Origin of the sequence: Streptomyces tyrfis (genome assembly GCF_037034285.1) — a bacterium.
In the GTDB taxonomy this organism is placed as follows: domain Bacteria; phylum Actinomycetota; class Actinomycetes; order Streptomycetales; family Streptomycetaceae; genus Streptomyces.
The window spans coordinates 1-10,842 of record NZ_JBAGJZ010000059.1 but is presented as its reverse complement, the minus strand read 5'-3'; the positions used below and the strand labels follow the sequence as shown (position 1 = coordinate 10,842).

The window sequence follows — 10,842 nt, the reverse complement described above, 5'->3', positions numbered from 1 at the left end:
CCGACGAAACAGAACACGTGAACGGATCGGATGCGTCGTCTTTGCGAATCCCGGTACGGCGCGTCTCGTCGGGTCGGTCCACCGTAGCAAAGGACATGCGATGGGCCTGGTGACACCGGTCACCAGGCCCATCGGCGGCCTATGGCCACGGCTGCGGGGCGCGGGCCGCGGCTGCACCTGCGGCCACGGCTACGTCCCGCGGCGCGCGCCGCGGGACGAAGTCACGGACTACAGACACGGACTACAGACACGGACTACAGGACTACAGATACAGGCCGGTCGAATCCACCGAACCCTCGAACCGGTCCGCCGCCACCGCGTGCAGATCCCGTTCGCGCATCAGCACGTACGCCACACCGCGCACCTCGACCTCCGCGCGGTCCTCCGGGTCGAACAGCACCCGGTCCCCCGGCTCCACCGTGCGCACGTTCTGGCCCACGGCGACCACCACCGCCCAGGACAGCCGACGGCCGACCGCGGCCGTCGCCGGAATCAGGATGCCGCCGCCCGAGCGCCGCTCGCCCTCCGGCGTATCGGACCGGACCAGCACACGGTCGTGCAACATGCGGATGGGCAGCTTGTCGTCGGTGTTCTCGCTCACGACCCGCAACCTACCTGCCCGGCACCGCTCCGCACGCCTCCGGGGGCACGGAACGCCGCCGCATCAGTCCTTCCGGCGCTTCCGCGACGTCGCGAGCAGCCCCACGACGCCGACCGCCAGCAGCGCCACCGGGATCACGCGCTGCAGGCGCGGGGCCCCGTCCTCGGCCACGAACTGCGCCCGCACGTCCGACACGGTCCGGTTCACCGCGACGAAAGCCCGCCCGGCCGTACGGTCCACGGCCTCGGCGGCCTTGGCCTTCACATCACCCATGATCGTCTGCGGGTGCACCCGCACCCCGATCTCGTCGAGCACCACGGCAAGCTGTTCACGCCTGCTGATGATGTCCGCCTCGATCTGCGCAGGGGTCCTGGCATCCGACACCGCGCCGCCTCCGTGGTCCTCGTCCGGTAGATCTTCATCGACAGTCTGTCAGCTCGACCGCCCACGCACCCGGCGGCACCCCCATTACGCTCGGTCCCGTACACCGCACGCGCCACCTGAGGAGAACCATGAGCGAGCGACTCCAGCCCGGCGACACCGCCCCGGCCTTCACCCTCCCCGACGCCGACGGGAACGAGATCTCGCTCGCCGACCACAAGGGCCGCAAGGTCGTCGTCTACTTCTACCCGGCCGCCCTCACCCCCGGCTGCACCAAGCAGGCCTGCGACTTCACCGACAACCTGGAGCTGCTCGCCGGCGCCGGATACGACGTCATCGGCGTCTCCCCGGACAAGCCCGAGAAGCTCGCCAAGTTCCGCGAGAAGGAGAACCTCCGGGTCACCCTGGTGAGCGACCCCGCCAAGGAGACCCTCACGGCCTACGGCGCCTTCGGCGAGAAGAAGCTCTACGGCAAGACGGTGACGGGCGTCATCCGCTCCACGGTCGTCGTGGACGAGGAGGGCAAGGTCGAGCGGGCCCTCTACAACGTCAAGGCCACCGGCCACGTCGCCAAGATCATCAAGGACCTCGGCATCTGACCGGCGCCCGGGTCGCCACCGGCCCCGCGCCCGCGTCGCTCGCGCCCGGCCCCGTACGCGGGGCCGGGCGCGGGCCGTACGCGGGGCCGGGCGCGGGCCGTACGCGGGGCCGCGTGTGAGTGGGCCATGTGAGGGACGTCTCATTCGGCCGCCGGACCGGTTTGCAGCCGCCATGACCGCGCAGAAGCCCTTCCTGGAAGCCCCACCCGAGGAAAGGACCCGGCCATGGCGGCCCCCGACCCCTATCAGGTGGCCGATCCGGAAGCGGTCAGACGCCATCCCACCCTCTTCCGCGCGATCCGGCAGCGGAGGAACCCGAGACTGCGCCGGTCCGACATCACCGTCACCGACGACCGGGCGGTCCGGCGCGCGGTGAAGGCCGCCTCGCTGGGCAACGCCATGGAGTGGTTCGACTTCGGTATCTACTCCTATCTGGCCGTCACCCTGGGCCATGTCTTCTTCCCGTCCGGGAACGGCACGACCCAGCTGCTCTCCTCCTTCGCCACCTTCGCCGTCGCCTTCCTCGTACGGCCCCTCGGCGGCCTCTTCTTCGGCCCCATGGGCGACCGGATCGGCCGCAAGAAGGTCCTCGCCCTCACCATGATCATGATGGCCGTCGGCACCTTCGCGATCGGCCTGATCCCCTCGCACGCCTCGATCGGCCTCTGGGCCCCGGTCCTGCTGATCTTCTTCCGCCTGGTCCAGGGGTTCTCCACCGGCGGCGAGTACGGCGGCGCGTCCACCTTCATCGCCGAGTACGCCCCGGACAAGCGGCGCGGCTACTTCGGCAGCTTCCTCGAATTCGGCACCCTGGCCGGCTACGTCGGCGCCGCGGGCCTCGTCACCGCGCTCACCGCGCTGCTCGGCCCCGACCGGATGACGGACTGGGGCTGGCGCGTCCCGTTCCTCGTCGCGGGCCCGCTCGGCCTGGTCGGGCTCTATCTGCGGCTGCGCCTGGACGAGACGCCCGCCTTCCAGAAGCTGGAGGGCGGCGCCGTCCACGCCACGGACGCCGCCGACGGGGTCGAGACCACCGCCAAGGGCGACCTCGCCGTGATCTTCCGGCGGTACTGGCCGACGCTGATCCTCTGTGTCTGCCTGGTCGGCGCGTACAACATCACCGACTACATGCTGCTGTCGTACATGCCGACCTACCTCTCCGACGAGCTCGGCTACAGCGAGACCCACGGCCTGCTCGTCCTGCTCGCGGTCATGGTCCTCCTGATGCTGGTCATCAGCCGGGTCGGGCGGCTGTCGGACCGCTTCGGGCGCAAGCCGCTCCTGATGACCGGCATGCTCGGCTTCTTCCTCCTCTCCCTCCCCGCGTTCCTGCTCATCCGCCAGGGCGGCGTCCCCGCCATCACGGCCGGCATGCTGATGCTGGGCCTCTCGCTGGTCTGCATGCTCGGCACCATGTCCGCCGCCCTCCCGGCCCTCTTCCCGACCCGGGTCCGCTACGGCTCCCTCTCGGTGGGCTACAACCTCTCGGCCTCCCTGTTCGGCGGCACGACCCCGTTGGTGATCACGGCCCTGATCAGCTGGAGCGGCAGCGAACTGATGCCCGCCTTCTACGCGATGGCCGCCGCCCTGGTCGGCGCGATCGCCGTGGCCTGCATGAAGGAGACCGCCCGCAAACCCCTGGCCGGCTCGCCGCCCTCGGTGGAGACCCCCGAGGAGGCGGCGGAACTGGCCGCCTCCCAGACCCCGGACCCGAAGTTCTGACCCGGGAGGGCCGGTTGGAAGACCTGCGGCCGCTGTGCCCGAACCGCCGCGCCGTCACGGACACCTGGTGCCGCGGAGGCCGCCGCCGATGCGCGCGTCGACAAACCCGCTCCCGTACTCGGCGCCATGCCGGATACGATGATGCGGCGGGCGGCCGTGGCGGAATGGCAGACGCGCGCCGGTTTAGGTCCGGGTGAGCTTCGCTCGTGTGGGTTCGAATCCCACCGGCCGCACCGAAGTCCGAGGGGCCGCCTCGCAGGAGGCGGCCCCTCGGCGTGTCAGCGGGCGGTCACCCCACCAATTCCCGCACGACCGGCATCAGGGCGCGGAACGCCTTGCCGCGGTGGCTGATGGCGTTCTTCTCCGCCGGGGTCAGTTCCGCGCAGGTGCGGGTCTCGCCGTCGGGCTGGAGGATCGGGTCGTAGCCGAAGCCGTTGGCGCCGGACGGGGTGTGGCGGAGGGTGCCGGTGAGGCGGCCCTCGACCACGCGTTCCGTGCCGTCGGGGAGGGCCAGGGCCGCCGCGCAGGTGAAGTGGGCGGCGCGGTGGGGGGCGTCGATGTCGGAGAGCTGGGCCAGGAGCAGGTTCAGGTTGGCCAGGTCGTCGCCGTGGGCGCCGGCCCAGCGGGCGGAGAAGATGCCGGGCGCGCCGCCGAGCACGTCGACGCAGAGGCCGGAGTCGTCCGCGATGGCGGGGTGACCGGTGGCCTCGGCGAGGGCGTGGGCCTTGAGGAGCGCGTTCTCGGCGAAGGTGACGCCGGTCTCCTTGACGTCGGGGACGTGGGGGTACGCGTCCGCGCCGACCAGTTCGTGGTCGAGGCCGGCGTCCGCGAGGATCGCGTGCAGTTCGGTGATCTTCCCGGCGTTGCGGGTGGCGAGGATGAGACGGGTCATGTCACCCAGTATCGGGGGCCGGGTCGGAGCCCTTTCAGGGTGTGCAGACCTTGCCGATCTCCTTGGCCGCGTCCGCGACCGGTGTGACGTCGGCGCTGGTGTCGCCCCGGTCGATGGCGTCGCGGACGTTGCGGACGGCGGTCTCCAGGTGGTCGACGGCCTTGCCGAGGTCGGCGTCGCCGGTGCTGTCGCCGAGGTCGCCCAGTCCCTTCTCGATGTCGTCGAGGGCTTCGGACGCCTGGGTGGGGTCGTCGGACGCCCGGGAGGCGGCCTCCTGGAGATCGCCGACGGAGGTGGCGATGGCGTCGGCGGTCCGGACGCAGTCGAGCGCGGTGTCGACGGCCCCGCAGCCGGTCGCCGCGGTGAGCGCGAGGCCCAGGGCGAGGGCGGCCGGGATCGAGGCGAGGGCGGTGCGGCGGCGGGTGGGCTCGGCCATGGTGCGGGTCCTCCCTGACGCGACGGCGATGCGGCGCGGACGGCGGGTTCGGCGTACACGACGGGCGCGGGTGCGGTGCGGCGTGTACGGCGCGGATACGTGGACGGGCGCACGGGGTCGAGCCGTGCGCCCGTGTCCGTAACGACGCGTCGCGGGGGCGCCTGGTTGCCTCGTCACCCGCCGGGGCCCCGCTTCGTCACTCGCCGCGGTGCTGCCTCGTCATTCGCCGGGGCGTCGCTTCGTCACTCGCCGAGCACGCGGGCGAGGGCCTCGTTCTGGAGGGCGGTGAGGTCGGCGCAGCCCTGGACGGCGAGGTCGAGGAGGCTGTTCAGCTCCGTACGGTCGAAGGGGGCGGCCTCGGCGGTGCCCTGCACCTCGACGAAGCGGCCGTCGCCGGTGCAGACGACGTTCATGTCGGTCTCGGCGCGGACGTCCTCCTCGTAGCAGAGGTCGAGGAGGGGGGTGCCGTCGACGATGCCGACGCTGACGGCGGAGACGGTGCCGGTGAGGGGCTTGCGGCCGTGCTTGACGAGCTTCTTGCGCTGGGCCCAGGCGACGGCGTCGGCGAGGGCGACGTAGGCGCCGGTGATGGACGCGGTGCGGGTGCCGCCGTCGGCCTGGAGGACGTCGCAGTCGAGGACGATGGTGTTCTCGCCGAGGGCCTTGTAGTCGACGACGGCGCGCAGGGAGCGGCCGATGAGCCGGCTGATCTCATGGGTGCGGCCGCCGATCTTGCCGCGTACGGATTCGCGGTCGCCGCGGGTGTTGGTGGAGCGGGGCAGCATGGAGTACTCGGCGGTGACCCAGCCTTCGCCGCTGCCCTTGCGCCAGCGGGGGACGCCTTCGGTGACGGAGGCGGTGCAGAAGACCTTGGTGTCGCCGAAGGAGATGAGCACGGACCCTTCGGCGTGCTTGCTCCATCCGCGTTCGATGGTGACGGGGCGGAGCTGTTCGGGGGTGCGGCCGTCGATGCGAGACATGGCCTCGACCCTATCGGGTGTGGGTGCGGCGTCCGTTCGGGTGCGCGGGAGGGCCGTACGGGTGTGGGTAGGGGGTCCGCCGCGCGGGCGACCGCGTGGCGCAGGCCCCGTCCGCGGTGCGGGGCGGGGCCTGCGGTGACGCCCGAGCCCTGTCTGCCGTCGGACAGGGCCTGGGGGCGGCTCGGCCGAGGGGGGCCGGTGGCGGGCTCGGCGCGTGCGGCGGGAGGCGCCTCAAGCGGTCCGGGTCATCCGGGTGATCGGGGCGGTCCGGGAGATCCGGACGGTCCGGATGGCCCGGCGGGTCCGGGCGGTCCAGACGGTCCGGGAGATCCGGGCGGTCACATCATGTCTTCGATGTCGGCGGCGATGGGATCGGCGTCGGTGCCGATGACGACCTGGATCGCGGTGCCCATCTTGACGACGCCGTGGGCTCCGGCGGCCTTGAGCGCGGCCTCGTCGACCTTGCTGGGGTCGTGGACCTCGGTGCGGAGGCGCGTGATGCAGCCCTCGATCTCGTCGATGTTGTCGATGCCGCCGAGCCCGGCGACGATCTTCTCGGCCTTGCTGGCCATGGCGTTCTCCCTGCTTGTTCCCATGCGTACGACGGCCCACCCTGGGTCCGTTTCGTCACCGTAACGCACGTTTGGCCCAGCTTCGCGGGCGAGGGACCGGACCGTCCTCAATGATGACGATCACCGGCGCTCTGCCCGCCAGGCGGGTTACGCACCGTACCTCAAGTGGTCTACACCAGTTTGCACCGCGCGCCCGGCGCACCGCTTACCGGGGAGGAAACCGATGAGCTCCAGCAGTGCCGCACCACCGCGGAAGACGGGGTGGAACACCTTCTTCCAGGGCCTTCAGAAGATGGGCCGCAGCCTCCAGCTCCCGATCGCCGTCCTGCCGGCGGCGGGCATCCTCAACCGTCTGGGCCAGCCGGACGTGTTCGGGGACGAGGGGCTGGGCTGGAACGACGTCGCCAAGGTGTTCGCGGCGGCGGGCGGGGCGCTGCTGGACTCGGGGCTGGGGCTGCCGCTGCTCTTCTGCATCGGTGTGGCGATCGGCATGGCGAAGAAGGCGGACGGGTCGACGGCGCTGGCCGCGGTGGCCGGCTTCCTCGTCTACTACGCGGTGCTGCACGCGTTCCCGGTGGACTGCGCGCCGGGTTCGACGTTCAACCCGGGCGGCGTCTGGTCGGGCGTCTGTGTGACGAAGGACGCCCGGGTCACGGCGGCGGAGTACCAGAATCCGGGGGTGTTCGGCGGCATCGTGATGGGGCTGCTGTCGGCCTGGTTCTGGCAGCGGTACCACCGGGTCAGACTGGTGGACTGGCTGGGCTTCTTCAACGGCCGAAGGCTCGTGCCGATCATCATGGCGTTCGTCGGCCTGCTCTTCGCGGCGCTGTGCGCCTGGCTCTGGCAGCCGGTCGGCGACGGGCTGACCGGCTTCTCCAAGTGGCTGGTGGACCTGGACTGGGTGGGGTCGGGGATCTTCGGCGTCGCCAACCGCGGGCTGCTGGTCATCGGCCTGCACCAGTTCCTGAACACCTTCACCTGGTTCCAGTTCGGCGACTTCACCAAGCCCGACGGGACGGTGGTGCACGGTGACATCAACCGGTTCCTGGCGGGCGACCCGACGGCCGGGCAGTTCACCTCGGGCTTCTTCCCGATCATGATGTTCGCCCTTCCGGCGGCGGCGCTGGCGATCTACCACTGCGCCAGGCCGGATCGCCGGAAGGCGGTCGGCGGCATGATGCTGTCGGTGGGACTGACGTCGTTCGTGACGGGCATCACCGAGCCGATCGAGTACTCGTTCCTCTTCGTCGCGCCGCTGCTGTACGGGATCCACGCCGTGCTCACCGGCGTCTCGATGGCGGTGACCTGGGCGCTGGGGGTGAAGGACGGCTTCAGTTTCTCCGCGGGACTGATCGACTACGTCATCAACTGGAGCCTGGCGACCAGACCCTGGCTGATCATTCCGATCGGCCTGGCGTTCGCCGTCGTCTATTACGCGGTCTTCCGGTTCGCGATCACTCGGTTCAACCTCCAGACACCGGGCCGGGAGCCCGTGGAGGTGGCGGAGGAGATCGAGAAGGACCTCACGAAATAGCAGGCCATACGGGCCTTTCGGCCCGGTGGAGGAAGGCCGTCGGACCCTGCCGTCCGGGGCCCTCGCCATGCGTCCGGGCACGCGGAATCGCTGTTGCGAAGTTATCCGGAATGACAGGTTCCTTATCTGGCGCACACCGTGCTACAACTGGTCTAAACCACTGAGTGGTGCAGACCACGTGGCGCTCTGCCGCGTTCTCCGAGTCGCCGTCCCTCCCCCCTCGATGTCCCGGGGCGGCGCCTTGTCCCCATGGAGGAAGTTGATGTCCACGGCAGACGCCGCATCCGCGGCACCCCGGAAGAAGGGCGCCGGCGCGATGGCCGTCATGCAGCGCATCGGCCGCAGCCTGATGCTGCCGGTCGCGGTGCTGCCCGCGGCGGCGCTGCTGGTGCGCCTCGGCAACGACGACATGCTCGGCCGGGACTCGTTCCCCGCCTTCGTCACCAAGATCGCGGGCTTCATGGCCGCGGGCGGCAACGCGATCCTCGACAACATGGCGCTGCTGTTCGCCGTCGGCATCGCGATCGGCTTCGCGAAGAAGTCGGACGGTTCGACCGCGCTCGCGGCCGTCACCGGTTATCTGGTCTTCCAGAAGGTGCTCGCCACCTTCACGGACAGCAATCTGCCGCAGGTCGCGGAGGTCGTCGACGGCAAGATCGTGATGACGGACGCCCCGGTGGACGCCAAGGTCCTGGGCGGTGTGGTGATGGGCATCGTGGTCGCGCTGCTCTACCAGCGGTTCTACCGGACGAAGCTGCCGGCCTGGGCGGGCTTCTTCGGCGGGCGCCGCCTGGTCCCGATCCTGTCCGCGTTCGCGGGCCTGGCCATCGGCATCGTCTTCGGCTACATCTGGCCGGTGCTCGGCACCGGGCTGCACAACCTCGGTGAGTGGCTGGTCGGTTCGGGCGCGGTCGGCGCGGGCGTCTTCGGCGTCGCCAACCGTGCGCTGATCCCGGTGGGCATGCACCACCTGCTGAACTCGTTCCCGTGGTTCCAGGCCGGCGAGTTCCACGGCAAGAGCGGCGACATCAACCGCTTCCTGGCGGGCGACCCGACGGCCGGGCAGTTCATGACCGGCTTCTTCCCGATCATGATGTTCGCCCTCCCGGCGGCCTGCCTCGCGATCGTCCACTGCGCCCGTCCAGAGCGGCGCAAGGTCGTCGGCGGCATGATGTTCTCGCTCGCGCTCACCGCGTTCGTGACCGGTGTCACAGAGCCCATCGAGTTCACGTTCATGTTCATCGCCCCGGCGCTGTACGCGGTGCACGCGGTGCTGACCGGTGTCTCGATGGCCCTGACCTGGGCGCTCGGCATCAAGGACGGCTTCGGCTTCTCGGCGGGCGCGGTGGACTTCCTGCTGAACCTGGGGATCGCGAGCAAGCCGTGGCTGCTGGTGCTGATCGGCCTCTGTTTCGCGGTGGTCTACTACGCGGTCTTCCGCTTCGCGATCACCAGGTTCAACCTGCCGACGCCGGGCCGGGAGTCCGACGAGGAGCTGGCCGAGATCCTCAAGGCCGAGGCGAAGTAGGCCGGGGCCCCGGGCCGCACGCCCGCACGGTCCCCGCGCGGGCCGAGCCCCGGTTCAGATCTCGTAGACCGCGCCCGCCGCCGCCACTTCCGCCGGGCCCTTGAAGACCGCGCGGGCGTCGGCCAGGTTGCGGGCGGCGTCGGTCCACGGCGGGATGTGGGTGAGGACCAGCCGCCCCACCCCGGCACGGGCGGCGATCTCGCCGGCCTCGCGGCCGTTGAGGTGGAGGTCCGGGATGTTCTCCTTGCCGTGGAGGAACGACGCCTCGCAGAGGAACAGATCGGCTCCCTCGGCCAGCTCGTCGAGCGCCTCGCAGGCCCCCGTGTCGCCGGAGTAGGTGAGCGAGCGGCCGCCGTGCTCGATCCGGATGGCGTAGGAGTCGACGGGGTGGCAGACCTTCTCGACGCGTACGGAGAAGGGGCCGATCCCGAACCAGCCCGGCTTCAGCGTGTGGAAGTCGAAGACCTCGCCCATCGCCCGCTCGGACGGTGTGTCGCCATGGGCCGTGGTCAGCCGCTGCTCGGTGCCTTCGGGGCCGTGGACCGGGAGGGGGGCGGGGCGGCCCCCGTACCGGTAGTAGCGGACGACGAAGTACGCGCACATGTCGATGCAGTGATCGGCGTGGAGATGGCTGAGGAAGACGGCGTCGAGGTCGTAGAGACCGATGTGGCGCTGCAGCTCGCCGAGGGCGCCGTTGCCCATGTCGAGGAGCAGCCTGAAGCCGTCGGCCTCGACGAGGTAGCTCGAACACGGTGAAACCGCGGACGGGAACGAGCCGGAGCAGCCGACGACGGTGAGCTTCATGGAGCGTGAACCTCCGGGACGTGGGAACGGGGAGGGTTCGTGCGGTCTGTTTGAGCGGTTCGTCGAGCCTAAGGCGCGGAACAGCCGGTCGCGCCGTTGCCGCCGTCCGTTGTGGGGGAACTCACCTGTGCTGTCACCGGTTCGACGGAAGAGGCCGGGACGCCGGTACCGTCGGGGCATGAACATGTCGTGGTGGTGGCCCGCGTTCGGCGTCGTCGTGCTGCTCGCACTGGTGGCGGCCGTCGCCGACGGGCGGGGCCGGGGCGGCCGGCGGCCGGGCGGACGTCCCGGCGCGCGGCCGGGCGGACGGACGCGTCCGGGTGCGGGACCAGGCGGACGGACGCGTCCGGGTGCGGGACCGGGGCGGGCGCCGGAGCCGGGGCGGGCGCCGCGGCCGGGTGAGATCTGGTGGGCCGAGGTGCCGTTCGAGGACGGGCCGGGCGCGAAGGACCGGCCCTGTCTGGTGCTGCGGGTGCGGGGCGGCTCGGCGCTGGTCGCGAAGATCACCAGCAAGTACCACGCTGACCGGCCCGGGGTGATCCCGCTGCCGGACGGGGCGGTGGGGGACGCGCGGGGGCGGGCGAGCTATCTGGAGACGGACGAGCTGCGGGAGGTCGCCGTGCGGGTGTTCCGGCGGCGGGTGGGAGCGGTGGCCCCGGAGGTGTGGGAGCGGGTGCGGAAGCTGGGGTGAGTCCGGCGGGGCCGCGCCCGGCCGCGGGGGGGGGCGGGGACAGGGGGATGGGGCCGCCCCCCCGCCGGGGTGCGGCCCCTTCGGCGGCCCGGTCCGGGCCGT

At 71.2% G+C, this 10,842-nt stretch carries 12 protein-coding genes, 1 tRNA gene and 1 riboswitch; of the genes, 6 read left to right on the top strand and 7 right to left on the bottom strand.

Going from position 1 to position 10,842, the window contains the following annotated elements; all coding sequences use genetic code 11:
- Positions 1–29: 29 nt before the first annotated feature.
- A riboswitch (guanidine-III (ykkC-III) riboswitch) is annotated at positions 30–100 on the bottom strand.
- 162 nt (positions 101–262) lie between these two features.
- The gene (locus tag WA762_RS31385) at positions 263–601 is read right to left on the bottom strand and encodes a GroES family chaperonin (protein WP_335940308.1); all 339 of its coding nucleotides are present in this window, start codon (positions 599–601) and stop codon (positions 263–265) included.
- Between the two features lie 63 nt (positions 602–664).
- Positions 665–985: a DUF3618 domain-containing protein gene (locus WA762_RS31380; protein ID WP_335940306.1), complete on the bottom strand. Its 321-nt coding sequence runs from the start codon at positions 983–985 to the stop codon at positions 665–667.
- A 128-nt stretch (positions 986–1,113) separates the two neighbouring features.
- On the opposite strand from WA762_RS31380, the gene bcp reads away from it, so the two are divergent.
- From bcp to WA762_RS31365, 3 genes are all read left to right on the top strand, one after another.
- A complete protein-coding gene (bcp, locus tag WA762_RS31375) occupies positions 1,114–1,581 on the top strand; it encodes a thioredoxin-dependent thiol peroxidase (protein WP_335940304.1) in 468 nt (155 codons plus the stop codon).
- Between the two features lie 225 nt (positions 1,582–1,806).
- On the top strand, positions 1,807–3,303 hold the full coding sequence (gene proP, locus WA762_RS31370) for a glycine betaine/L-proline transporter ProP (RefSeq protein ID WP_335940302.1): 1,497 nt from the start codon (positions 1,807–1,809) through the stop codon (positions 3,301–3,303).
- Positions 3,304–3,453: 150 nt separating this feature from the next.
- Positions 3,454–3,536: transfer RNA gene (locus WA762_RS31365), tRNA-Leu, on the top strand.
- Between the two features lie 56 nt (positions 3,537–3,592).
- On the opposite strand, the gene rdgB is transcribed toward WA762_RS31365, so the two are convergent.
- From rdgB to WA762_RS31345, 4 genes are all read right to left on the bottom strand, one after another.
- Entirely contained in the window at positions 3,593–4,195 is a 603-nt protein-coding gene (gene rdgB / locus WA762_RS31360; RefSeq protein WP_335940300.1) for an RdgB/HAM1 family non-canonical purine NTP pyrophosphatase, read from the bottom strand.
- A gap of 34 nt (positions 4,196–4,229) precedes the next feature.
- Positions 4,230–4,631 carry a hypothetical protein gene (locus tag WA762_RS31355; protein WP_335940298.1) on the bottom strand — a complete coding sequence of 134 codons (402 nt, stop codon included), beginning with the start codon at positions 4,629–4,631 and terminating at the stop codon, positions 4,230–4,232.
- Between the two features lie 242 nt (positions 4,632–4,873).
- On the bottom strand, positions 4,874–5,611 hold the full coding sequence (rph, locus tag WA762_RS31350; RefSeq protein WP_335940296.1) for a ribonuclease PH: 738 nt from the start codon (positions 5,609–5,611) through the stop codon (positions 4,874–4,876).
- Between the two features lie 338 nt (positions 5,612–5,949).
- On the bottom strand, positions 5,950–6,183 hold the full coding sequence (locus tag WA762_RS31345) for a PTS sugar transporter subunit IIB (protein ID WP_014046255.1): 234 nt from the start codon (positions 6,181–6,183) through the stop codon (positions 5,950–5,952).
- Between the two features lie 223 nt (positions 6,184–6,406).
- On the opposite strand from WA762_RS31345, the gene WA762_RS31340 reads away from it, so the two are divergent.
- Both WA762_RS31340 and WA762_RS31335 read left to right on the top strand, forming a co-directional pair.
- Positions 6,407–7,717, top strand: coding sequence for a PTS transporter subunit EIIC (locus tag WA762_RS31340; protein WP_335940290.1), 1,311 nt, complete (start codon positions 6,407–6,409; stop codon positions 7,715–7,717).
- Between the two features lie 262 nt (positions 7,718–7,979).
- Positions 7,980–9,245, top strand: coding sequence for a PTS transporter subunit EIIC (locus WA762_RS31335; protein ID WP_335940288.1), 1,266 nt, complete (start codon positions 7,980–7,982; stop codon positions 9,243–9,245).
- Between the two features lie 54 nt (positions 9,246–9,299).
- Here WA762_RS31335 and WA762_RS31330 read toward each other — a convergent pair whose 3' ends face one another.
- Positions 9,300–10,049, bottom strand: coding sequence for an MBL fold metallo-hydrolase (locus WA762_RS31330; protein WP_335940287.1), 750 nt, complete (start codon positions 10,047–10,049; stop codon positions 9,300–9,302).
- A gap of 178 nt (positions 10,050–10,227) precedes the next feature.
- Between WA762_RS31330 and WA762_RS31325 the strand changes: the two genes are divergently transcribed.
- Positions 10,228–10,740, top strand: coding sequence for a type II toxin-antitoxin system PemK/MazF family toxin (locus tag WA762_RS31325; RefSeq protein ID WP_335940285.1), 513 nt, complete (start codon positions 10,228–10,230; stop codon positions 10,738–10,740).
- Positions 10,741–10,842: the final 102 nt, after the last annotated feature.